Below are 21,467 nucleotides of genomic sequence, written 5' to 3'. Positions count from 1 at the left end.
GCATGAGTGAAGACCTGTGGGCTCCGTACGTCCCGCACGTCCCGCACGCCCCGCACCTCCCGGAGGCCGCCGCCGAGGCGCCCGCCCCGGGCAGTGTCACCCTCATCATTCCGACCTTCAACGAGGCCGGAAACATAGCCGAGTTGCTGAGCAGGCTGGCCGTCGCGCTGCCGCTGCCCGCGCACCTGCCGGTGTCGGTGCTGTTCGTCGACGACTCCACGGACGACACCCCGGCCGTCATCGAGAAGGCGGCCCTCGAGTGCGCCTTCCCGGTGGCGGTCCTGCACCGCGAGAGCCCCGAGGGCGGGCTCGGCGGGGCCGTCGTGGAGGGGATCGGACGGGCGGACACCGACTGGATCGTCGTCATGGACGCCGACCTGCAGCATCCGCCCCACCTGGTCCCCGAGCTGGTCGGGGAGGGCGCGCGCACCGGCGCCGACCTGGTCGTGGCCTCCCGCTACATCGCGGGGGGCAGCCGGGCCGGGCTCGCCGGGAGCTACCGGATCGCGGTCTCGCGCGGGGCGACCTGGCTGGCCAAGGGGCTCTTCCCGCGCACCCTGCGCGGGATCAGCGATCCGATGAGCGGGTTCTTCGCGATGCGCCGCTCGGCGGTGACGGAGGAGGCGCTGAAGCCGCTGGGGTACAAGATCCTGATGGAGCTGGCCGTGCGCTGCCGGCCGGCGCGGGTGGCGGAGGTGCCGTTCGTCTTCCAGGAACGCTTCGCGGGGGAGTCCAAGTCCACCGCCCGTGAGGGCCTGCGCTTCCTGACCCACCTGGCCTCGCTGCGCTCCGCGACCCCGCTGGCACGCATGATCGGCTTCGGACTGGTCGGGCTCTCCGGCTTCGTCCCGAACCTGGCGGCGCTGTGGATGCTCACGCACACCGGGATGAACTACCTGCTCGCCGAGGTGGTGGCGAACCAGGCCGGGGTGCTGTGGAACTTCCTCCTCATCGAGATCCTGCTGTTCCGCGACCGGCGCCGGCACCGCCCCTGGGCCGACCGGCTCGGGCGCTTCACGCTGCTGGCCAACGCCGATCTGCTGCTGCGGATCCCGCTGATCGCGGTGCTCGTCGGCACCTGGGGCTTCGGCGTCCTGTCCGCGACCGCGCTCGCCCTGGTCACCACCTTCGTCCTGCGTTTCGCGGCGACGGAGGCACTCGTCTACCTCCCGCGCAAGGCGGGCCGTAAGCAAGCGAGTTGAGCCGCACGAAGGGACGTTCCCCATGGAGAGGAAGATCCGGCGCAGGGCAGGGTGGCGGGCCGCCCTGCTGGCCGTCGGGGCGATGACGGGGGGCCTGCTGCTGACCGCACCGCAGCAGGCCACGGCCGGACCGCCCAACCTGCTCACCAACCCCGGTTTCGAGACCGCCGGTCCGGCCGGTTCCGACATGCCGTCCTGCTGGTCGAAGTCCGGCTGGGGCGACAACGACTTCACCTTCGCCACCGTCGCCGACGCGCACTCCGGGACCAAGGCGATGAAGGTCTCGCTCACCCGCCGGGTGAACGGCGACCGCAAGGCCCTGGTCACCGAGAACGGCACCTGCGCCCCCACGGTCGTACCGGGCAAGCAGTACGACCTGTCGGCCTGGTACAAGTCGAGCACCCCGGACGTGTCGGTGACGGTGTTCCGCCACGACACGGTGGCCGGCTGGCAGTACTGGACCGATCTGCAGAATCCCCCCGTCAGTGCCGCGTGGGCGCGCACGGAGGTCCGTACGCCGGCGGTCCCGCCGAACACCGACAAGATCGCGTGGGGTCTTTCGGTCTACGGGGTGGGCACGCTCACCACCGACGACTACGCCCTGGAGGAGGTGGGCGCGGTTCCTCCGCAGCCCACCTGCACGGGTACGGCCACCGAGTGCGCCAAGGGCAAGTGGGAGGTGATCGCCGCCAAGAACCCGGTGCGCTCCATGCACGCCGTCGTGCTGAAGAACGGCAAGGTGCTGCTGATCGCGGGCTCGGGCAACGACATCGCCCAGTTCAACGCGGGCACCTTCAGCTCCGCCGTCTACGATCCGGCGAACGGCTCGTTCAAGACGATCCCGACGCCCGTGGACATGTTCTGCTCCGGGCACGTCCAGCTGTCCGACGGCCGGGTGCTGGTGATGAGCGGCAACAAGGGCTATCCGTCGGCCGACGGCACGATCGGGTACCAGGGGCTGAAGGACTCGTACTCCTTCGACCCGGTGACCGAGAAGTACACGAAGACCAACGACATGAACGGCGGGCACTGGTACCCGTCGGCGACCGTCCTCGGCAACGGCGACGTGATCTCCTTCGGCGGGCTGAAGGAGGACTCCACGGGCAACGTGACGGCGGAGAAGTTCTCGGCGGCGCAGAACAAGTGGCTGCCGATGAACGAGGTCAACCAGACCTGGTCGTACTGGGGCCTGTACCCGTCGATGATCCTGATGCAGGACGGGCGGCTCTTCTACTCGGGCAGCCACACCTTCGGCAACGGCACCCCGGGCACCGGCGCCTCCGTCTACGACTACGCGGCCAACACCATCACCGACGTGCCGGGCCTTCGCAACAAGGACCAGCGCGACGAGTCGGCGAGCGTGCTGCTGCCCCCGGCGCAGGACCAGCGGGTCCTGACCATCGGCGGCGGCAACAACGAGACCAACCCGGCCGCGAACCGGATCACCGACATCATCGACCTGAAGCAGCCGAGCCCCGCCTACACGGCCGGCCCGGACATCCCGCTGGGCCTGGTCGACCAGGGCGCTGGCAAGCGCCCGCAGACTGGCGCCGAGGGCAAGATGTACGTGTCCGCCGTGCTGCTGCCGGACGGCAAGGTCCTGGAGACCGGCGGCGCCCTGCACGACCGGGCCGACCCGGTGTTCGAGGCCTCGTTCTTCGACCCGGTGACCAACACCTACCAGCCCGGGCTGGCCGCCGACCCGATCCCGCGGGGGTACCACTCCGCCTCGTTCCTGATGCCCGACGGCCGGGTGATGTCGGTCGGGGACAACCCGGGCAACGGCACGTACAACCACAACGTGTCGATCTACAGCCCGCCGTACCTCTTCAAGGGGGCGCGCCCGCAGATCACCTCGGTGATCGACAACCAGTGGGTGTACGGGGACACGCAGCGCATCACCGTCAACCGGGCGGTCACCAAGGCGGAGCTGATCCGTCCGGCGGCGGTCACCCACTCCTCGGACCCCAACCAGCGGTTCGTGGACCTGCCGCTGACGGTGATCAACGGCACCACCATCGACCTGAACGTCACCAGCAACCCGAACCTGGCCCCGCCCGGCTGGTACATGCTCTTCGCGGTCGACGCGAACGGCGTGCCCTCGATCGCGCAGTGGGTGCACCTGGGCGGCCCCTCCGCCCTGGCGGCGACCGCCGAGCCCCCGACCGCGCACGAGCACACCTTCGCGAACGAGCTGGCGGCGCCGAAGAAGAATCCCGCGAAGCGGGATTCCGCCCCGGTGGCCCCGAACGTGGCCGGCTGCGACCGGCACTACGGCACGGCCAACGTGTGCGTGCCCACGCGGTTCCCGGCGGAGGTGAAGGCGACGACGAAGGCCCGCTGCGACTGGCTGGCCGCCCACAAGTACCCGGCCCGCTTGAAGGTCAACGGCAGCGACCCGCTCCGCCTGGACCCGGACGGCGACGGCTACGCCTGCGGGTAGCCGCAGGCCGGTACACGCGTCCCAGGGGCCCGGGCCCCTGGGACGCGTTCCGCTGGGACGCGTCCCCGAGCTTCAGGCCCGACGGAGCCGGATCACCGGGATGTCCCTGTCCGTGCCGCGCTGGTACTCCTCGTACCGGGGGAACACCTCGAGCAGGAGGGGCCACACCCGGGCCTTCTCCTCCGGGGGCAGTACCTCGGCACGGGCCCGGAACCGCTCGCCCAGGACCCGTACGTGCACCTCGGGGTCGGCCTCGATGCTCGCGAACCACAGGGGGTGCCTGTCGGACCCTCCGTTGGAGGCCACGATCAGCCGGCTGTCCCCGTCCTCGGCGTAGATGAGGACGGTGCGGTGCCAGCCGCCGCTGACCCGGCCGCGGTAGTCCAGCAGCAGGCAGGGCGAGCCGTTCATGTCGGTGTCCCGCGTGCCGCCCGACTCCTCGTACCGAACCGCTTGGTCGCGTACGTGCGGGTTGGGGCTGAGCTTCACGGCGGTCGGGTCGTAGTCGGGCATGTGGATCCTCTAGTGCGAGTAGGCGGCGAGCGAGATGCCCACGTAGTGGGCGACGAAGGCGGCCAGGGTCAGGGAGTGGAAGACCTCGTGGAAGCCGAAGAAGCGGGGGGAGGGGTTCGGTCGCTTCATGCCGTAGATGACGCCGCCGACGCTGTAGAGCAGGCCCCCGACGATGACCAGGACCAGCACCGCGATGCCGCCGGTGCGCAGGAAATCGGGGAGGAAGAAGACGGCCGCCCAGCCCATGGCGATGTAGCAGGGGGTGTAGAGCCAGCGCGGGGCGCCGACCCAGAAGACGCGGAAGGCGATGCCGGCCGCGGCCGCGATCCAGACCGCCCAGAGCAGGGTCCGCCCGGTGGAGTCGGGCAGGAGCAGGACGGTCAGCGGGGTGTACGTGCCCGCGATGATCAGGAAGATGTTGGCGTGGTCGAGCCGCCGCAGGATGGCCTCGCCGCGCGGGCCCCACGTACCGCGGTGGTAGACGGCGCTGACGCCGAAGAGCAGGCAGGCGGTGAGGACGTACACCCCGCACGCCACCCGGGCCGCGGTCGAGTCGGTGAAGGCCATCAGGACGAGGCCGGCGATCACCACGGCGGGGAACATGCCGGTGTGCAGCCAGCCGCGCATGAGCGGCTTGGCCTCCTGAGCGGCGGGTTCGACCATCGGAGCGGCCACGGCAGCGGCGTCGGAAGTCATGCCGAACATGCTACCTACGGTTGCGTAGGTTTCCGTTAGTGCGCTTTACGGAAGATTGACCGGAGTGGCGATGCTCACGTGAGAGGCCCCCTGGACATATGCGCACACGCACCGGATGATCAGATGAGTGCGGTCGACACCGGATGAGCGGAGCGCGAAGCGTCCGGGTCGCGGCCCCCACGGGGCAATCACAAATCAAACCCCTCAACAAGGAGCGATCGTGGCGCGCGACATCGCGGCTGGCACCACTTCCGACGTCCCCACCAAGCACCAGGAGCTGGTTTCCTGGGTCGAGGACATCGCTGCCCTCACCCAGCCTGACCGCATCGTCTGGTGCGACGGCTCCGAGGCCGAGTACGAGGCCCTCTGCGAGGAGCTCGTCTCCAAGGGCACCTTCAAGAAGCTGGACCCGGCCAAGCGCCCGAACTCCTACTACGCCGCCTCCGACCCCTCCGACGTCGCGCGCGTCGAGGACCGGACCTTCATCTGCTCCGAGAAGGAGGAGGACGCGGGCCCGACCAACCACTGGAAGGCCCCTTCCGAGATGAAGGAGCTGTTCGCGGGCCAGGGCGAGGAAGGCGGCATCTTCCGCGGCTCCATGAAGGGCCGCACGATGTACGTCGTCCCCTTCTGCATGGGCCCCCTCGGCTCGGAGCTCTCCGCCATCGGCGTCGAGATCACCGACTCCGCCTACGTCGCGGTCGCCATGCGCACCATGACCCGCATGGGGCAGGCCGTCCTCGACGAGCTCGGCACCGACGGGTTCTTCGTCAAGGCCGTCCACACCCTCGGCGCTCCGCTCGCCGAGGGTCAAGGCGACGTGCCGTGGCCGTGCAACACCACCAAGTACATCTCGCACTTCCCCGAGACCCGCGAGATCTGGTCCTACGGATCGGGCTACGGCGGCAACGCCCTGCTCGGCAAGAAGTGCTACGCCCTGCGCATCGCGTCCGTCATGGCCCGTGACGAGGGCTGGCTTGCCGAGCACATGCTGATCCTCAAGCTCACCCCGCCGGCCGGCGAAGCCAAGTACATCGCCGCCGCCTTCCCGAGCGCCTGCGGCAAGACCAACCTGGCCATGCTGGAGCCGACCATCCCCGGCTGGACCGTGGAGACCGTCGGTGACGACATCGCCTGGATGCGCTTCGGCGAGGACGGCCGTCTCTACGCGATCAACCCCGAGGCCGGCTTCTTCGGCGTCGCCCCCGGCACCGGCGAGCACACCAACGCCAACGCCATGAAGACCATGTACGCGAACACCGTCTTCACCAACGTCGCGCTCACCCCGGACGGCTCCGACGTCTGGTGGGAGGGCATGACCGAAGAGGCGCCCGCCCACCTGATCGACTGGAAGGGCAACGCCTGGACCCCGGACAGCGAGACGCCGGCGGCCCACCCCAACGCCCGCTTCGCCGTCCCCGCCTCGCAGTGCCCGACGATCGCCGCCGAGTGGGAGGACCCCAAGGGCGTCCCGATCTCCGCGATCCTCTTCGGCGGCCGCCGCGCCTCCGCCGTGCCGCTGGTCACCGAGTCCTTCGACTGGAACCACGGCGTCTTCATCGGCTCGAACATCGCCTCCGAGAAGACCGCCGCCGCCGAGGGCAAGGTCGGCGAGCTGCGCCGCGACCCCTTCGCCATGCTGCCGTTCTGCGGCTACAACATGGGCGACTACATGGGCCACTGGGTCGACGTGGCCAAGGACAAGGACCAGTCCAAGCTCCCGAAGATCTACTACGTGAACTGGTTCCGCAAGAACGACGCGGGCAAGTTCGTGTGGCCCGGCTTCGGAGAGAACAGCCGCGTCCTGAAGTGGATCGTCGAGCGCCTCGACGGCACCGCCGAGGGCGTGGAGACCCCGATCGGCGTCCTGCCGACCGTCGCCTCCCTGGACACCGACGGCCTGGACCTGCCCGCCGCCGACCTGGAGTTCCTGCTCACGGTCGACAAGGAGGTCTGGCGCGACGAGGCCTCGCTGGTCCCCGCGCACCTGAACACCTACGGCGACCACACGCCGAAGGAGCTGTGGGACCAGTACGAGGCGCTCGTCGAGCGCCTGGGCTGATCCCTCCCCGTGCCGGGCGACCGGCACCACCGAACTCCTGCGGCCGGCTGTCCCCGGCCACGGGCTGACGCGGGATTCCCCGACCTAGGGTTCCCTGCGGCCTTCCAAATAGGTCGTGTGCGTCTGCTGACGGCGGGCCTCCGTTTCACGGAGGTCCGCCGTCATGCGTTCCGCTTCCTCCCGCAACAGCGTCAGCTGCCGCTCCAGGTGGCGCTCGGGCGATTCGCCGCCCGCCGTGAGCCGGGTCCACCAGCGGGTCCGGTTGTAGGTGTCCACGCACTCCGGCACGTCCGTGCGGATCGCCCGGGTCAGCGCGTGCACCGCCTCCGGGTCGGCGGCCAGGACCCCCGCCACCCAGCCCGGCTCCAGCATCGCCGCGTACAGCTCCAGCAGCCCGGCCAGCACCCCGGCCGGCTCGGCCGGCAGGTCCACCTCGCCGACGTACTCCTGGAGCCGCGCGAAGTCATCCCGTACGAAGCCCAGTTGCTCGGCGGGCTCCGGCGGTACCGGCGGCGCCGGCACTTCCGGCGGGGCGGCGAGCGCGCCCGCCCCGTACAGCCCGGCGACCACCACCGGCCAGTACGTGCCGGCCACCCCGGTGAGGGTCAGGCCCACCCCGACGACCCCGCAGGCGCTGCCGGCCAGGTTCTTCTTCGATTCGAGGTACGCGAGGAGGCGCACCCCGAGAGGCCTACTGGTAGCCACGGATCTCCTCGAAGGCTCCGTCCAGCGAACCGTTGCCCTCGGTGGCGTCGAAGAGCCGCCCGCCGGTCAGCTCGGTGATGTGGGCGAGTTCCTTGCGGTCCGAGTCGCCGAACAGCACCGCGAAGACCGGGGTGTGCTTCTGCGCCTCCGGCAGCCCCGCGTAGAAGGCGTCGAACTGCTTGGCCCCGGAGCCCGCGGTGTTCTCGCCGTCCGTCATCAGCACGATCGAGGTGAACGCGTCCGCGTTGCCCTTGCCGAGCTGCTGGTACGCCGCCTGCAGACTGCTGTAGATGGCCGTCCCGCCGTCCGGCTTGAGCGACCGCACGTCACCCCGGATCGCGTCCAGGGCCGGTCCGGGGTTGCCGGGTTCGACCGTGTGCGTCAGGACCTTCTTCACCTTGTCGCCGAAGGGCAGCAGCGTGACTTCCTCACGGTCCCGGAACCGCTCACCGGTCCCCGAACTCCCCGTTCCCGTCAGGTCGGTGAGCGCCGACTTCAGCCGGCCGATCCGGTCCTCGTCGGCCATCGACCCCGAGGTGTCCAGCACGTACACCGTGCGCGAGGGACGGCGCAGCTCGTTCTCGTAGCTGGCCAGCAGCCCGTCCGCCACCGAGCGGGTGCCCGGGAAGGGGAGCTCGCGGCGCTTGTCCGGGTCCAGCCCGGCCGCCGGGGTCACCCCGGCCGCCACGGGCCGCCGGAAGGTCCTCTCCGTGATCGCCTTCTGCGCCTCGGCGCCGCTCAGGTACTCGGTCAGCGCGCGCCCCGACTCGCGGGCCCCGGCCGGGGCCGAGGTCAGCAGGGTCAGCGGGTAGTGGGCGGTGACCACGCCGTCGAGCGGCCGGATCACCGTCAGGTTCGTCTTCGCGTCCCGGTTCATGGACAGCAGCACCGACTCGTAGTTCACCAGCGCGTCCACGTCCCCGCGCTGGGTGTAGGCCGCGGCCAGCCAGCCCGAGGAGCCCGAGGTCAGCTTCTGCCCGGTGAAGAACCCCTTCAGCATCGGCTGCGCCTTCGCCACGTCCGAGTCGGTCAGCGCCGCCTGTGCGCCCGAGAGTCCGGAGGCCACCGAAATCAGCGCCGAGAAACCGGAGTTGGAGCGCACCGGGTCGGTCATCCCGTACGTCAGCTTCCCGGCGGCCACGGCCTCGTGGACCGCCGACCAGGTCACCGAACCGGCCTTCCAGCCGAGCCGGGCCAGCGCCTCGGGCTTCACGCCGAGGGCGACCGGCGAGGACATCACCGGGGTCTCGCTCGACAGCTTGCCCGCGGCCTCGGGCCGGAGCCGCAGGTAGTCGTTGGAGGAGAGCCAGATGGCGTCGTACGTGCCGTCCGCCTTGCCGGAGGCGATCTGCTCGACGGCGTCGAGGGTCCCCGACATGGTCAGCTCCACGCCGACCCCGGTGGCTGCCTTCGCCGCCTTCAGCACCTCGTCCATGTCGGACAGCTCGCTGGAGGCCAGGACGCGCAGCTTGCCCTCCTGGTACGCGGTCTGCTTCGGCTTCGGGTGGTCGGGGTCCTCCGAGCACGCGCTCGCCCCGAGCAGGGTGGCGGCGAGCGCCACCGCCGCGGCGAGCCGTCTGCGCAGCACGGCGCCGCGGATGCTCATGCCGTTCATCGGGCTTCGCCGCCTTCCAGGGCGCTCGTGGTGCGGGTGCGCGCCAGGTACGCGGAGGCGTGCTGGAGCTCGCCGGTCAGGGATTCCACGGTGGCGGCCATGTTCTCGGTGGCCTGCACCTTGAAGGTGTCGATGGTGTCGAGCGTCTGGTAGATCTGGGCGAAGGCCGTCCGCAGCGTCTCCGCGCCGACGGCCGGATCGGCGGCGATCCGCTGGATCTCCCCGCTCTGTGTGGACAGCATCTCCGCGTTGCCGCGGATCAGGCCCTCGGTGGTGTCGCGCAGGGTGTCGATCTGCTTGATGACCTCGCCCTGGGTGTTCAGGGCCTGCGCCAGCATCACGGCGATCCGCAGCGCGGACACCGTGGTGGTCGCGGCCCGGTCGACGCCCTTGATCAGCTCTTCGTTGTTGCGCCGGACCACGTCCATCGCCAGGTAGCCCTGCGCGCAGACGGCCAGCTGGGTCAGCAGGTCCTGGTGCTTCTGCCGTACGGGGAAGAGCACGTCCACGCGCAGCGCGTCGGCCTGCCGGGGGTCGCTCTGGCCGGCGATCCGCTGTTCGACGGCCGCGTCCAGGGCCTCGGTGAGCACCGCGTACTCCTGGAGCTTGCCCATGGTCTCCCACAGGCGGGCCCGTTCGGTGTGCAGGGCGGCGTTGTCGCGGCGCAGTTCGTCCTGGCCGCCGCGCAGCGCGCCGACGATCCGGTTGAGGGTGGTCTGCGAGGAGGCGTACTTGGCCACGTGGTCGCGGAACCTGTTGCCGCCGGGCAGCTTGGAGAGGAGCTTGCGCACTCCCTTGGCCGAGCCGCCGGCGCTGTCGCTCGGATCCAAGTCCTCCACGGTGCGGCGCAGTTCGACGAGCGAACCCGCGACGCGGGCCTGGGCGTCGCCGCCCCCGTCCGCGGCGAGGGAGCGTACGGCCCGCTCCAGCATGCGGTTGGACTGCTGGGCGGCGCCGCGGATGTCGGCGGAGCCGAGCCCGGCGATCTCCCCGATGCGGGTGGCGAACTCGGGGGAGCGGCTGTCGATGCCGGCCAGCGAGCCGACGTACTCCCCGGCCCGGCGGGCCATCTCCTCGCGCACCCCGTCCTGGAGCGGTACCAGGCCGGAGGCCTGCTCCCGCTTGACGGGCGCCACGGGCTCGGGGGCGGTGAGGACGAGCGGGCCGTTCTCGGGCGGTGTCAGTGTCATGGTGCGGTGCCCCCCTCTCCCTTGGCGCGCGCGGCCAGCGCCATCAGGACCTTGACGGTCGGTGCGCTGACCTGGCGGATACCGGTCAGCTCCGATTTGAGGTACGCGGTGTGCGGCGCGGTGGCGGTGGTGAACTCGGCCACGCCCTCCGTCGGCCGGAACCCGTGGCGGACCACGAGCGAGCGCAGCTTCGGGTCGTCGGCCAGCAGGGTGCCGAGCTCCGTGGCCCTCTCGCTGATCGGCACGAAGGTGTGCGGGGAGTTGACGGTGGTGTCGGGGTACAGGACCACCATGTCGCCCGGATCCTGCTTCTGCTGGAGCAGGCTGGCCACCTGGGCCTCGTAGGCGAGGACGAGCGACTCGCCGCTCCCGCTGATGAAGGCGCGGAAGGGGCCGTCGGTGCTCTGTTCCAGGGCGCCCTGGACGGAGATCAGCTGCTTCATCAGGGGCGCGGTCCGCTCGATGCCGGCGTCGTCGGAGACGACGGTCAGGCCGTTGGCGACGTTCGAGGCGGTGGCGAGGAAGAGCGCGCCCGAGTTGGAGGTGGTGGGGTCGGTGGTCTTGACGAACACCGTGCCGGCCAGCTCGGGGTGGGCGCTGGTCCCGCCCTGGAGCCCCTGCCAGGTCTTGGCCTCGCCGGCGGCCTTCAGGAAGGGGCCGAGGAGGAGGGTGCCGGAGTTCTTGCCGGACATCTTCGCCAGGCCGTGGTCGCTGAGCACCTTGGCCGCGTTGGAGCGGGCGATGACGACGAGCGGGGAGAAGAAGGGCTTGGTGTTCTGCGAGCCCTTGACCCCCGCCTTCTCCTCGATCTCCGCGGCCGGTTCACTGCTGCTGGGGAAGGCGAAGTCGAAGTCCTTCAGGGCGAGCTGGTTCATCGCCCAGGAGCCCGAGGTTTCGGTCTTCACGGTGTAGCCCTTGTCAGCAAGGGCCTTGACGACGTCGGGGTCGCGGAAGAACTCGGACTTCTCCGAACCGATGACGCCACGCACGGTCTTCGTTGCCGTGCCCTCCGGCTTCTTTCCTCCGATGGCGATGGCGGCTATCACGCCGCCGACCAGGAGGATCGCCAGGGCGATTCCTAGGATGCGTCTCACGGGTGCAGAGTGCTCGCGGAAACCCACATTCCGCGAGCAGTTGAGTGAACGCGAAGTGACGAGGCGGTCCCACTTCGAAATGCTGTGTGGGCCCGTGAGTGCTGGTGACCGGGGCGGGCGCCCGGGAGGATCGTGCCATGGGCGTGAGCGCGTTGAAGTGGCAGGGCTGGCTGGTCGCCCTGGTGTTCGTGGCGGGACTGCTGGTCTTCGCCCCGCTGGGGCTGTACGTGTGGGCGGGCAGTGCCCCCGCCGCGCGGCCGGTGGGGGCCGCGCGGGCCGATGTACGGATCACCGGTTGCCGGATCGATCCGGCGAGCCGGCGCGTGGTGGCCTCGGTCGAGGCGGTCAGCGGCTTCCGGGAGCCGGGGGCCTACGTGGTCACGGTGGAGTTCCGCGAGCCGCCGGCGGCGATCCCGGGCGGGGTGGCGGGGTCCGCGATGCCCGGATCCCCGGACCGGACGGGCCCGGCTCCGGACGAGCGGGGGCCGCAGGCGCTTGCGAGGATCCCCGGCGTGGCTCCGGCCGGGACGGAGCGGAGCGAGGTCGTGGGCCCGGTCTGGCCCCCGGCCACGATCCCCTGGTGCGGCATCGCCGCAGCGGAGTTCGCCCCGGACCCACCTTTCAGCCCCGCCGGCGTGTGAGGCGCGGGTCCGGGCGGAGCCCGGCTGGGGGTCCCCCCGGACGGAGTCTGGGGGATGGTGGAAGGGCGGCGCGTTCACGCCCCGCAGGGTGTGGCGCCCGGTCCGGAGCCTCCGCGGCCCCGGACCGGGGCCGTCAGTGGGCGCCGACGAGGTCGAGCGCGGCGGCGTGCGCGTCCATGCGCTCGGCGGCGAGGATCGCGACCGTGGTGTCGGCGCGCGACGCGGCGACGAGCAGGGCGCGGGCGGCGTGGTCGTGGGCGCGCTGATGCAGCGCGGCGGTGGCCTCGGCGCCGAGCGCGTGGCCGGGGCGCAGGGCCGCGCGGGCCGGCTCGGCCCCGCGCAGGCGGGCCACCTGGGCGGCGACGACGGCGGCGGCCTCGTCGAGGCCGAGTTCGTCGGTCACGGCGAGCAGTGCGGCGAGATGCCCGGCGAGCTGGATGTCCAGGGCTTCGGCACGGCTGCTGCGGGGGTATTCGCTGTGGTGGACGCCTATGCGGGGGTCGACCGCCTTGGTGCGAATCGGCTCGTACATGGGTGCCTCCTGCGTGGTCAGGAGACCATCCTACATTGGATCGGTTCTAAAGTTGAGCTGAATCTTGGTCGTGTGTGTCGGCTTGAATCCGCCTTGTAATGGCTGGGGGCAACGATCAGTCTTCTCCTCTCGGTGCGTGCGTATGTGCGGATTACGTGCCGGCCGACGCTTTTGAGCATGCGGGGTGGGGAATGGCTGGGGTCAAAGACGCGTCGGGCGTGTCGAGCATGTCGGACACATCAGGGGTGGAGGCCGTGGTGCGGAGCGATGCGGCGCTCCTCGAGGACGACCTGGCGGCCTTCCTGGCCTCCTTGCTCACCCCGCCCGCGTCGCGATCGGTCTACGCGGGGGCGCTGGGGCGTTCCCTGTACGCGCCGGTCGCCGACGCCGTCGGCTCGAAGGTGGGCCAGGAGGCCCTCGCGCCGGCCGCGGGAGCGCCCGCGGGCCGGGCCCCGCTGCGGCCCTCGATGGTGTTCTGGGCCTACCGCAACTACCGGGGCTTCCCCGACGCGGCGGGCGAGGAGGCTCCGGCCGCGGACCTCGCCGCGGACCTGGCCGCGGACCTGGCCGCGGTCCGCCGCGCGGCGGTGGCCGTGCGCGTGCTGCTGAAGGCCGCGGTCGCCCTCGACGACATCCAGGACGGGAGCGGCGTCCGCTACGGCGAGGCCGCCCTCCACGTCACCCACGGTGTCCCGCTCGCCCTCAACGCGGGCTCCCTGCTGATCACCGCGGCGCTGGAGCACGCGGCCGAGCCGGCCGTGGTGCGGAGCCTGCTGCGGTCGGTCGGCCGGGGCTTCACGGGCCAGGCCGTCGACGTCTCCACGCGCACCGCGCTCACGCGCGCGGACCTGCTGGCGGCGCCGCTCGGCGAGCGGGTGGCCTTCTGGGAGTCGGTGGCCGCGCTCAAGACGGGCACGCTGTTCCGGATGCCGCTGGACGCGGCGGTGGCGGCCCTGGGCGTCGTGGAGGACGAGCGGCGGGTCCTGGACGGGGCGATGCGCGACCTCGGACTGGCCAGCCAGCTGTTCAACGACCTGACCGACTTCGTGCCCGGGTTCGGCGGCCGGGGCACCCACGAGGACTGCGGCCAGTTGAGCAACCGCGTCCTCCTCGAACTGCTCGACTCCGCTCCCGCCGGCCGGCTCGCGCCCGGGGAGTTCGTGGGGGCGCGGCTGAAGGAGTTCGTGCTCGGCCATCCGGACCTGCGGACCACGCTCCTGCGCCTCGCGGCCGAGGCGGTGGAGCTGAAGCGCTCGGCGATGGAGGCGGTGCGCGGGGTGTGCCGTTCCGAGCGGAGCGCGCGCTACTTCGACGTGACGATCGAACGCAAGGGCCACCTCGTCGACCGGCTGCACGCGACGCTCCTGAAGGGTGAAGGCGCGTGAGCCCCACGGACTGCCGGACGGTGGTCGAGCGCATCCGGGCGAGCCGGACCGGGTGCTCACCGCCACCGCGGGCCTACCAGCACGTCGCCGCGATCTCCGTGGCGCTGTCCGCCGGACTGCCCGCGGCCCCGTAGGGCGGCGGGCAGTCGAGCCGGGTCCGTCCTACGGCTGGCTGTACCCGTCGAGGAAGGTTCCGATCCGGGTGACCGCGTCGGCGAGGTCCTTCGCGGCCGGCAGGGTCACGATCCGGAAGTGGTCGGGCTCGGGCCAGTTGAAGCCCGTACCGTGCACGACCATGATCTTTTCCTCACGCAGCAGGTCGAGGACCATCTGCCGGTCGTCCTTGATCTTGTAGACGGACGGGTCCAGCTTCGGGAACAGGTAGAGCGCGCCCTTGGGCTTCACGCAGGTGATGCCGGGGATCTGCGTCAGCAGGTCGTACGCCGTGTCGCGCTGCTCCAGGATCCGTCCGCCGGGCAGCACCAGGTCGTTGATCGACTGCCGTCCGCCGAGCGCGGTGGCGATGGCGTGCTGGGAGGGCATGTTGGCGCAGAGCCGCATGTTCGCCAGGATCGTCAGGCCCTCGATGTACGACGAGGCGTGCTTCTTGGGCCCGCACACCGCCATCCAGCCCGACCGGTAGCCGGCGACGCGGTAGTTCTTGGAGAGCCCGTTGAAGGTGAGCGTCAGCAGGTCCGGTGCGATGGCGGCGGTGTTCGTGTGCGTGGCGCCGTCGTAGAGGATCCGGTCGTAGATCTCGTCCGAGCAGACGATCAGGTTGTGCCGGCGCGCGATGTCGGTGAGCCCGCGCAGCATCTCGTCGTCGTAGACGGCGCCGGTCGGGTTGTTCGGGTTGATGATCACGATCGCGCGGGTGCGGTCGGTGACCTTGCGCTCGATGTCGGCGAGGTCCGGCATCCAGTCGGACTGCTCGTCGCAGCGGTAGTGCACGGCGGTGCCGCCGGCCAGGCTGACGGAGGCGGTCCACAGCGGGTAGTCCGGCGCCGGGACGAGCACCTCGTCGCCGTCGTCGAGCAGCGCCTGCATGGACATCTGGATCAGCTCGGAGACCCCGTTGCCGATGTAGATGTCCTCGACGTCCAGGTCGATGCCCTTGGTCTGGTAGTGCTGCATGACCGCGCGGCGCGCGGAGAGCAGCCCCTTCGCGTCCCCGTATCCGTGGGCGGTGCCCAGGTTGCGGAGCATGTCCTCAAGGATCTCCGGCGGGCACTCGAAGCCGAAGGCCGCGGGGTTGCCGGTGTTGAGCTTGAGGATGCGATGACCTGCTGCTTCGAGCCGCATCGCCTCTTCGAGCACGGGGCCGCGGATCTCGTAGCAGACATTGGCGAGTTTCGTTGACTGGATCACCTGCATGACGGGAGCTTACGGGGCCGGGTGCGGGCGCGCTCCGCTATTCGACCGGGAGCGGAGGGGTGGATCGCGGACCGATATGTCCCCTTTCGCGCAAAACTTGGGTACGGGCGCCACGAGCCCTTGGAAACCGGGGCCACTGCCCGGCTCCGGCCTGCGGAATGGGTGGGCCCGGGGGAGGCGGTCGCCATGGTGTTGCGCTCGTCACCCTGTCGGCTCCCGGCCGACTGCTCGGTGGCGGTGGCGGTGGCGGCGGTGGCGGTGGTGTCGGTGAACGTGGTGCTGCTGAGGCCCAGGTGACCGTCGCGGTACCGGGCGGGGTGACGATCGCGCGAAAAGGGGCGGGGCGCCACTGGTCGGTCAGTGGTGCCCCGCCCCTGCTTTCGGGGTGGAACTCAGGCGGTGTCGGTCGCGTCGGCCGTGCCGGCCGTGTCCGCCGTGTCCGCCGTGGCTTCCGCGTCGGCCGTCGAGGTGGCTCCGGAGCGGATCCGCCGTACCCGGCCCTGGGCGTCCAGGTGCTGGAGGTCCCGGTGGATGGTCATCCGGCTGACGCCCAGTTCTCGTACGAGATCACCGACCCGTACGCGGCCCCTGGACCGTACCGCTCCCGCGATCAGCTCGCGCCGCTCCTCGCAAGGCATTCCCCGTCCGGGGGTGCGCCGCGCCGAGGGCACGGCTACTTCGCCTCGGCCTTGAGCAGCTCGGCGAGCTCCTCGTCGGACTCGCGGCCCGGCGTCGGGAGGTTCCACTTGGTGATGGCGAAGCGGAAGACGAAGTAGTAGAGCGCCGCGAAGCAGAGGCCGATGCCGGCCAGGCCCCACGGGTTGGTCGCGATGCCGAGGTTGAGGAAGAAGTCGATCGCGCCGGCCGAGAAGCCGAAGCCGTCCTTCATTCCGAGCGCCCAGGTCAGCGCCAGCGAGACACCGGTCAGGACCGCGTGGATCGCGTACAGCACCGGGGCGATGAACATGAAGGTGAACTCGATCGGCTCGGTGATGCCCGTGACGAAGGCGGTGAGCGCGAGGGAGAACATCATGCCGCCGACGACCTTGCGGCGCTCGGGGCGGGCGCAGTGCACGATCGCGAGGCAGGCCGCCGGGAGGGCGAACATCATGATCGGGAAGAAGCCGGTCATGAACTGTCCGGCGGTCGGGTCACCCGCGAGGAAGCGGGCGATGTCGCCGTGGGCGCCGTTGTACTCGCCGGCCTGGTACCACGGGAAGGAGTTGACCAGGTGGTGCATGCCGACGGGGATCAGCGCACGGTTGACGACACCGAAGATGCCCGCGCCGACGGAGCCGGAGTTGACCAGCCACTCGCCCAGCCCGTGGATGCCCTTGCCGAGCACCGGCCAGATGAGGCCGAAGACGATGCCGAGGACCAGGCCCGCGAAGGAGGAGAGGATCGGGACGAGGCGGCGGCCGCCGAAGAAGCCCGCCCAGTCCGGCAGCTTGGTCCGGTAGAACTTCTGGTAGAGCAGGGCGGTGACGATGCCCATGACGACGCCGCCGAGGACGCCGGCGTTGACGGGTGCGTCGATCAGGGCGACCTTGTGGTCGACGACCGCCTCGATCTGCGGGACGTTGCCGTCGCTGAACTTGCCGAGCACGCTGGCGAAGACCACGTAACCGGCGACGGCCGCGAGGCCGGTGGAACCGTCGGACTTCTTCGCGAAGCCCACCGCGATACCGACGGCGAACAGCAGCGCCAGGTTGCCGAAGACGGCGTTGCCGCCGGCGGCCATGTACTTGGCTATCTCGTTGACCCAGTCCGGCAGCGACGCGCTGCCCAGCATGTCGTCGTTGCCGAAGCGCATCAGCAGCGCGGCGGCCGGCAGCACGGCGATCGGCAGCATGAGGCTGCGGCCGAGGCGCTGCATGACCGCCATCGCGGCGGAGTTCTTCTTGGCAGACGGAGCCGTCTGCTCGGCTGTGCTCACGGTGCTTCCTCCAGCGGAAACGGGGTGTGTTGCCAAGGCAGGCAGCGCTTGTGTGGGCTGGGCAACAGCTAAGGAAAATGCGCCATTTGCAGTGCGATGTTCCAGTTGTAACACGGTTAAAACCGCATAAACCCGTGGCGGCAAAGACTGTGGACCTACGACCCGAAGGCTGGGGCCGGAAGCCCCCCGAGGCTCGTGTCTTCCGGCGATGTCAGAGGGTCCGGGCAGGGCTTCGTCCTCGCGCTCGGCGCGCCCGTGAGCCGAGCCGGGCCCGCTGTGCATCCTCGGCGGGCGTGACGGCCGAAGTGGGGGTGGGGAGGACGACACCACACCGAAGCGGAGGTCTTCATGAGCGGCTCGGACGGGCGCAAGCCCGTGATCGTGGTCGGGGCCGGGCTCGCCGGCCTGACGTGCGCGCTTGACCTCGTCCGGGCGGGGCTGCGCGTCAGGGTCCTGGAGGCGGGCGACGCGGTGGGCGGCAGGATGCGCACCGATCACCGCGACGGATTCCTCCTGGACCGCGGGTTCCAGGTCTTCAACACCTCGTATCCGCAGGTCAAGCGGCGCATCGCGGTGCGTTCCCTGCGGCTGCGCCCCTTCACCCCGGGCTTCTTGATCCACACCGGCAGCGGGCGGATCCGGCTGGCCGATCCCACCCGGCGGCCCGCCGACGCCGCTGGCCTCCTGACCGGTGGGCAGGGGCCGGGCGCCCGCGCACTGGTGGCCCTGGGTGCCTTGAGCGCCTTCGACGCGGTGGCGCCCGCCGCGGTCCTCAAGCGCCTGCCCGAGCGCACCACCCGTGCGGAGCTGGCCCGCCGGCACGTTCCCGACTCCCTGGTCGAGGGCCTGCTGCGGCCGTTCCTGGCCGGCGTCTTCCTGGAGGACGGGCTGGAAACCTCCAGCCGCATGTTCCACCTGACCTGGCGCAGCATGCTCCGGGGCACCCTCACCCTGCCGGCCGACGGGATCGGCGCCGTTCCCCGGCACTTGGCCGAGGGGCTGCCGCCGGGGTGCGTGGCCCTGGGCGCGCCGGTGTCCTCCGTCAGCGCGTCGGGCGTCGTCCTCGCCGACGGATCCGCGCTCGACGCGGCCGCCGTGGTCGTCGCCACGGCCCCGTCGGCGGCGAGCGCGCTGATCCCCGGGCTCTCCGCCGTGGCGACCCGTACCGTCACCACGTACCACCACGCGGCCGCCCGCTCGCCCCTCGGCGAGCCCACCCTGCTGCTGGACCAGCGGCGGCGCTTCCTCAACACGTGCGTGCCGACGGACGTCGCCCCCACCTACGGCTGCGACGGGCGGGCCCTCGTGTCCACCTCCGTGCTCGGCGCCGACGCGCCGGGTCGCGAAGCGCGGCTGCGCGAGGTCCTCGCGGAGGTCTACGCCGTCGCCACCGAGGCCTGGGAAACGGTGGGGACGGTCACCGTCACCGACGCGCTGCCCGCCATGGCGCCCCCGTGGCCGCTCAGCCGCACCGGCCGGACCGCCCCGGGCGTCTACGTCTGCGGGGACCACCGGGCCACCGGCTCCGTCCAGGGCGCCATGGCGTCCGGAACGCGCACGGCGCGCGAGGTGCTGGCGGACCTCCACGGACCTCCAGGAGCGTTGAGCCCCCGCTCGGCGGCGAGGACAGGCCCTAGGTCGCCGGGTGGTGGGGCGGCTCCGTCGTGACCGCGACGGGTCCGGGGCCGAAGCCCTTGATGATCAGCCGGACGGCCAGTGACAGTTCCCAGGCGAAGACCGGGAGGGCGGCCGCCGCCCCCGCCGGGGAGAGCTGGTCGTAGGCGCCGAACATCACGGCCACGGCCGAGGCGCAGATCAGTGGGCCGCCGATCAGGCCGAGCACGGCGATGAAGCGGGGCACGAGCCGGGCGCGGTAGGCCGCGTACGCGAGCAGGACGGTGTTCAGGCCGAGGGCGATGTTGGGGCCGAGCAGGAACGTCCACTCGTGCACGGCCACCAGCGCGGCGTCGGCGCCCTGCGTCGCCCCCGCGTCCTGCCGCAGGGTGACGAGCGCCAGGACGGCGACGATCCCGATGGAGATGACGGCCGCCTCCAGGAGCCGGCCGAAGGCGTACCCGAGCGCGAGCCCTTCGCCGCGGCGCCGCAGGACGGGGAACAGTGCCGCCCCGGTGCCGGCCACCGCCACCACCAGCACCACCTCGCAGAGCGCCCCGAGCAGGGCCCGCGTATCGGCGCCCTGCGCGAGGTGGCCGTCCGCCGCGCCCAGCAGGGGCCGGTACAGCACCGCCCCGGCTATCGCGGCCACCTCGGTCAGCAGGAACAGTGACCCGGCGGCCACCGCCGTTCTCCGGTCGGGACTCATCTTCTCGGCACCCCTCGCTCGACAGAGGTGTACGCCGTACACCTTGCTGCGACCATAGGTGTACTGCGTACACTCGTCAAGGTGAGGGTGCCGTCGAGGACAGGGAAGGAGCCCACCGCGATGACCCGGCCGGAAGCCAAGGGCAAGGGCAAGGACACGGGGCGGATTCCCCTGAACAGGGACCGGGTCCTGCGCGCCGCCGTCGCGCTCGCCGATGCCACCGGCATCGACGCGCTCAGCATGCGCAGGCTCGCGCAGGAGCTGGACGTCGTACCGATGGCCCTCTACAAGCACGTGGCCAACAAGGAGGAGCTGCTCGACGGCATGGCCGACGCCGTCGTCGGCGAGATCGACCCGCCGGCCGCCGGCCCCGACTGGCGGCCCGTCGTCCGCGGGCGGATCCTCTCGGCCCGCCGGGTCCTGCTCCGCCACCCCTGGGCGGCCCGGGTCATCGAGTCGCGGACCGGCCCCACCCCGGCGGTGCTGGCGTACCTGGACTCCATGGCCGGGCTCTTCCGGGCCGGGGGGCTCTCCGCCGACCTCACGCACCACGTCATGCACGCGATGGGCAGCCGCCTGCTCGGTTTCAGCCAGGAACTGTTCGACACCTCGGGGCCCTCCGGCCCGCCGGACCCGGCGCTGGCGGCGCGCTTCCCGCACATCGCGGAACTGGCCGCGACCGCCGCCCACGACGACGGCTCCACCGTCGGCGGCGGCTGCGACGACCAGTTCGAGTTCGAATTCGCCCTGGACCTGCTCCTGGACGGCTTCGAGAACCTCCGCCGCCGGGGCTGGACCAGCCCGCGGGTCGGCCCGGTCGGTCCGGTCAGTCCGCTCAGTCCGCTCAGTCCGGTCGGCCCCGTCGGCCCGCCGGTCAGCCCTCGATGATGACCAGGGGGATCTCGCGGGGCGCGGCCGCCGTCTGGTGGTCCTCGTAGGCGGGCCACAGGGCGGTCAGCGCCTCCCAGTACGTCTCCCGCTCCGCCGGGGTCGCCGTGCGCGCGCGGGCCTGCGCGGTCAGGGCGCCGACCTGCAGGCGGACTTCGGGGTGGGCGCTGAGGTTGCGGTACCAGGAGGGGACGCCGGGCGTGCCGTCGGCCGCGGTGGCCAGCACGAGGTGGCGGCCGTCGTCCCGCGCGTAGATCAGCGGGGTGCGGACGGGCCGCCCGGAGAGCCGGTCGAGGGTGGTCAGGAGGAGCGTCGGGACCCCGTGCCACAGGTGCCCGTCGGCGCCGGAGCTGTCCACGTACGCGCGCACGTGCGTGGAGACCTGCCCGGCCGGCGGGTCGGCCGGGCGGTCCCAGTCGACGGACGTCGGGTTACCGGCATCGGCGGGCGCGGGTGCGGGTGCGGGCGCGTGCCCGCGTGCGCGGGAGGTCGTGCCGGTCGTCTGCGTCGTGGGCATCGTTGTCGTCCTTAGGAATCGGCCCCCCGGGCGCCTAACGAGCATCCCTCGATTCTGGATGCGCACCGGCCCGTTCGCACCTCGGGGCGGACCGGGACCCCGGTCCGCCCCGCTCCGCGCCCACCTACGGGAGGTAGCGTTCGAGCGCCCTCGCGCCCTCCTTCTCGATCAGCTGCCGAGCCTTCTCGACCCGCTCCGGCGTCACGTCCTGGCCGCGCGCCATGACGAGGTCCTCGGGGTCGAAGGGGTGCTCCGACCCCGTATAGAGGTGGGCGGGACGCTGGGGCTGCTGGTCCGATTCACTGTCCATGGCTACCTCCTGCTGTGTCCCCCTGGCCCCATCCTCCGGCC

At 71.4% G+C, this 21,467-nt stretch carries 21 protein-coding genes; 8 read left to right on the top strand and 13 right to left on the bottom strand.

The window, feature by feature from the left end:
- Window positions 1-2 precede the first annotated feature (2 nt).
- Window positions 3-1,202 carry a glycosyltransferase gene (locus ACIQV3_RS26480; RefSeq protein WP_403715918.1) on the top strand — a complete coding sequence of 400 codons (1,200 nt, stop codon included), beginning with the start codon at window positions 3-5 and terminating at the stop codon, window positions 1,200-1,202.
- Between the two features lie 22 nt (window positions 1,203-1,224).
- A complete protein-coding gene (locus tag ACIQV3_RS26475; protein ID WP_403715916.1) occupies window positions 1,225-3,645 on the top strand; it encodes a galactose oxidase-like domain-containing protein in 2,421 nt (806 codons plus the stop codon).
- Between the two features lie 72 nt (window positions 3,646-3,717).
- Here ACIQV3_RS26475 and ACIQV3_RS26470 read toward each other — a convergent pair whose 3' ends face one another.
- Window positions 3,718-4,158 carry a nitroreductase/quinone reductase family protein gene (locus ACIQV3_RS26470; protein ID WP_403715913.1) on the bottom strand — a complete coding sequence of 147 codons (441 nt, stop codon included), beginning with the start codon at window positions 4,156-4,158 and terminating at the stop codon, window positions 3,718-3,720.
- 9 nt (window positions 4,159-4,167) lie between these two features.
- On the bottom strand, window positions 4,168-4,854 hold the full coding sequence (locus ACIQV3_RS26465; protein ID WP_403715909.1) for a hemolysin III family protein: 687 nt from the start codon (window positions 4,852-4,854) through the stop codon (window positions 4,168-4,170).
- A 220-nt stretch (window positions 4,855-5,074) separates the two neighbouring features.
- Here ACIQV3_RS26465 and ACIQV3_RS26460 point away from each other — a divergent pair, with 220 nt between their 5' ends.
- On the top strand, window positions 5,075-6,916 hold the full coding sequence (locus ACIQV3_RS26460) for a phosphoenolpyruvate carboxykinase (GTP) (RefSeq protein ID WP_403715907.1): 1,842 nt from the start codon (window positions 5,075-5,077) through the stop codon (window positions 6,914-6,916).
- A gap of 84 nt (window positions 6,917-7,000) precedes the next feature.
- Here the strand turns inward: ACIQV3_RS26460 and ACIQV3_RS26455 are convergent, their stop codons facing one another.
- Genes ACIQV3_RS26455 through ACIQV3_RS26440 form a run of 4 tightly spaced genes read right to left on the bottom strand, consistent with a single transcriptional unit; the run spans window position 7,001 to window position 11,520 of the window.
- On the bottom strand, window positions 7,001-7,621 hold the full coding sequence (locus ACIQV3_RS26455; RefSeq protein WP_403715905.1) for a hypothetical protein: 621 nt from the start codon (window positions 7,619-7,621) through the stop codon (window positions 7,001-7,003).
- On the bottom strand, window positions 7,608-9,236 hold the full coding sequence (locus tag ACIQV3_RS26450; RefSeq protein ID WP_403715904.1) for a substrate-binding domain-containing protein: 1,629 nt from the start codon (window positions 9,234-9,236) through the stop codon (window positions 7,608-7,610). Before ACIQV3_RS26450 ends, ACIQV3_RS26455 begins: the two co-directional genes overlap by 14 nt.
- On the bottom strand, window positions 9,233-10,426 hold the full coding sequence (locus tag ACIQV3_RS26445) for a toxic anion resistance protein (RefSeq protein WP_403715901.1): 1,194 nt from the start codon (window positions 10,424-10,426) through the stop codon (window positions 9,233-9,235). Before ACIQV3_RS26445 ends, ACIQV3_RS26450 begins: the two co-directional genes overlap by 4 nt.
- Entirely contained in the window at window positions 10,423-11,520 is a 1,098-nt protein-coding gene (locus ACIQV3_RS26440; RefSeq protein WP_403715899.1) for a hypothetical protein, read from the bottom strand. Before ACIQV3_RS26440 ends, ACIQV3_RS26445 begins: the two co-directional genes overlap by 4 nt.
- A 143-nt stretch (window positions 11,521-11,663) precedes the next feature.
- On the opposite strand from ACIQV3_RS26440, the gene ACIQV3_RS26435 reads away from it, so the two are divergent.
- On the top strand, window positions 11,664-12,161 hold the full coding sequence (locus ACIQV3_RS26435) for a hypothetical protein (RefSeq protein ID WP_403715897.1): 498 nt from the start codon (window positions 11,664-11,666) through the stop codon (window positions 12,159-12,161).
- Between the two features lie 133 nt (window positions 12,162-12,294).
- On the opposite strand, the gene ACIQV3_RS26430 is transcribed toward ACIQV3_RS26435, so the two are convergent.
- Window positions 12,295-12,693: a hypothetical protein gene (locus ACIQV3_RS26430; RefSeq protein ID WP_403715895.1), complete on the bottom strand. Its 399-nt coding sequence runs from the start codon at window positions 12,691-12,693 to the stop codon at window positions 12,295-12,297.
- A 227-nt stretch (window positions 12,694-12,920) separates the two neighbouring features.
- Between ACIQV3_RS26430 and ACIQV3_RS26425 the strand changes: the two genes are divergently transcribed.
- Window positions 12,921-14,078 carry a polyprenyl synthetase family protein gene (locus ACIQV3_RS26425; protein ID WP_403715893.1) on the top strand — a complete coding sequence of 386 codons (1,158 nt, stop codon included), beginning with the start codon at window positions 12,921-12,923 and terminating at the stop codon, window positions 14,076-14,078.
- Window positions 14,075-14,212 (top strand): hypothetical protein, encoded by a 138-nt coding sequence (locus ACIQV3_RS26420; RefSeq protein ID WP_403715891.1) that lies wholly within the window; start codon window positions 14,075-14,077, stop codon window positions 14,210-14,212. Before ACIQV3_RS26425 ends, ACIQV3_RS26420 begins: the two co-directional genes overlap by 4 nt.
- Window positions 14,213-14,240: 28 nt before the next feature.
- On the opposite strand, the gene ACIQV3_RS26415 is transcribed toward ACIQV3_RS26420, so the two are convergent.
- The 3 genes from ACIQV3_RS26415 to ACIQV3_RS26405 form a co-directional block, all read right to left on the bottom strand.
- A complete protein-coding gene (locus ACIQV3_RS26415) occupies window positions 14,241-15,452 on the bottom strand; it encodes a pyridoxal phosphate-dependent aminotransferase (RefSeq protein WP_403715889.1) in 1,212 nt (403 codons plus the stop codon).
- Window positions 15,453-15,844: 392 nt separating this feature from the next.
- Window positions 15,845-16,090, bottom strand: a complete 246-nt coding sequence (locus tag ACIQV3_RS26410) for a DeoR family transcriptional regulator (protein WP_403715887.1) — start codon at window positions 16,088-16,090, stop codon at window positions 15,845-15,847.
- A gap of 35 nt (window positions 16,091-16,125) precedes the next feature.
- A complete protein-coding gene (locus tag ACIQV3_RS26405) occupies window positions 16,126-17,337 on the bottom strand; it encodes a PTS transporter subunit EIIC (RefSeq protein ID WP_403716178.1) in 1,212 nt (403 codons plus the stop codon).
- A gap of 399 nt (window positions 17,338-17,736) precedes the next feature.
- Here ACIQV3_RS26405 and ACIQV3_RS26400 point away from each other — a divergent pair, with 399 nt between their 5' ends.
- Window positions 17,737-19,056 (top strand): FAD-dependent oxidoreductase, encoded by a 1,320-nt coding sequence (locus ACIQV3_RS26400; protein ID WP_403715884.1) that lies wholly within the window; start codon window positions 17,737-17,739, stop codon window positions 19,054-19,056.
- On the opposite strand, the gene ACIQV3_RS26395 is transcribed toward ACIQV3_RS26400, so the two are convergent.
- Complete coding sequence (locus ACIQV3_RS26395) at window positions 19,022-19,711, bottom strand: DUF4386 domain-containing protein (RefSeq protein WP_403715881.1); 690 nt, start codon at window positions 19,709-19,711, stop codon at window positions 19,022-19,024. The genes ACIQV3_RS26400 and ACIQV3_RS26395 overlap by 35 nt on opposite strands.
- A 120-nt stretch (window positions 19,712-19,831) precedes the next feature.
- Between ACIQV3_RS26395 and ACIQV3_RS26390 the strand changes: the two genes are divergently transcribed.
- Window positions 19,832-20,599 carry a TetR/AcrR family transcriptional regulator gene (locus ACIQV3_RS26390; protein ID WP_403715879.1) on the top strand — a complete coding sequence of 256 codons (768 nt, stop codon included), beginning with the start codon at window positions 19,832-19,834 and terminating at the stop codon, window positions 20,597-20,599.
- Here the strand turns inward: ACIQV3_RS26390 and ACIQV3_RS26385 are convergent.
- Both ACIQV3_RS26385 and ACIQV3_RS26380 read right to left on the bottom strand, forming a co-directional pair.
- Window positions 20,586-21,116 carry a nitroreductase/quinone reductase family protein gene (locus ACIQV3_RS26385; protein ID WP_403715877.1) on the bottom strand — a complete coding sequence of 177 codons (531 nt, stop codon included), beginning with the start codon at window positions 21,114-21,116 and terminating at the stop codon, window positions 20,586-20,588. The genes ACIQV3_RS26390 and ACIQV3_RS26385 overlap by 14 nt on opposite strands.
- 124 nt (window positions 21,117-21,240) lie before the next feature.
- Complete coding sequence (locus ACIQV3_RS26380; RefSeq protein ID WP_403715875.1) at window positions 21,241-21,426, bottom strand: hypothetical protein; 186 nt, start codon at window positions 21,424-21,426, stop codon at window positions 21,241-21,243.
- Between the last annotated feature and the right edge of the window lie 41 nt (window positions 21,427-21,467).

Source organism: Streptomyces sp. NPDC099050, assembly GCF_044759865.1.
In the GTDB taxonomy this organism is placed as follows: Bacteria; Actinomycetota; Actinomycetes; order Streptomycetales; family Streptomycetaceae; genus Streptomyces.
Note: the sequence above shows the minus strand (reverse complement) of the source record. Positions and strands in the feature narration are given on the sequence as shown.

Coding starts and splice junctions, on each gene's coding strand:
- ACIQV3_RS26480 (WP_403715918.1), top strand. CDS start 3: ATGAGTGAAGACCTGTGGGCTCCGTACGTCCCGCACGTCCCGCACGCC.
- ACIQV3_RS26475 (WP_403715916.1), top strand. CDS start 1,225: ATGGAGAGGAAGATCCGGCGCAGGGCAGGGTGGCGGGCCGCCCTGCTG.
- ACIQV3_RS26470 (WP_403715913.1), bottom strand. CDS start 4,158: ATGCCCGACTACGACCCGACCGCCGTGAAGCTCAGCCCCAACCCGCAC.
- ACIQV3_RS26465 (WP_403715909.1), bottom strand. CDS start 4,854: ATGACTTCCGACGCCGCTGCCGTGGCCGCTCCGATGGTCGAACCCGCC.
- ACIQV3_RS26450 (WP_403715904.1), bottom strand. CDS start 9,236: ATGAACGGCATGAGCATCCGCGGCGCCGTGCTGCGCAGACGGCTCGCC.
- ACIQV3_RS26445 (WP_403715901.1), bottom strand. CDS start 10,426: ATGACACTGACACCGCCCGAGAACGGCCCGCTCGTCCTCACCGCCCCC.
- ACIQV3_RS26430 (WP_403715895.1), bottom strand. CDS start 12,693: ATGTACGAGCCGATTCGCACCAAGGCGGTCGACCCCCGCATAGGCGTC.
- ACIQV3_RS26425 (WP_403715893.1), top strand. CDS start 12,921: ATGTCGGACACATCAGGGGTGGAGGCCGTGGTGCGGAGCGATGCGGCG.
- ACIQV3_RS26415 (WP_403715889.1), bottom strand. CDS start 15,452: ATGCAGGTGATCCAGTCAACGAAACTCGCCAATGTCTGCTACGAGATC.
- ACIQV3_RS26410 (WP_403715887.1), bottom strand. CDS start 16,090: ATGCCTTGCGAGGAGCGGCGCGAGCTGATCGCGGGAGCGGTACGGTCC.
- ACIQV3_RS26405 (WP_403716178.1), bottom strand. CDS start 17,337: ATGGCGGTCATGCAGCGCCTCGGCCGCAGCCTCATGCTGCCGATCGCC.
- ACIQV3_RS26400 (WP_403715884.1), top strand. CDS start 17,737: ATGAGCGGCTCGGACGGGCGCAAGCCCGTGATCGTGGTCGGGGCCGGG.
- ACIQV3_RS26395 (WP_403715881.1), bottom strand. CDS start 19,711: ATGAGTCCCGACCGGAGAACGGCGGTGGCCGCCGGGTCACTGTTCCTG.
- ACIQV3_RS26390 (WP_403715879.1), top strand. CDS start 19,832: ATGACCCGGCCGGAAGCCAAGGGCAAGGGCAAGGACACGGGGCGGATT.
- ACIQV3_RS26385 (WP_403715877.1), bottom strand. CDS start 21,116: ATGCCCACGACGCAGACGACCGGCACGACCTCCCGCGCACGCGGGCAC.
- ACIQV3_RS26380 (WP_403715875.1), bottom strand. CDS start 21,426: ATGGACAGTGAATCGGACCAGCAGCCCCAGCGTCCCGCCCACCTCTAT.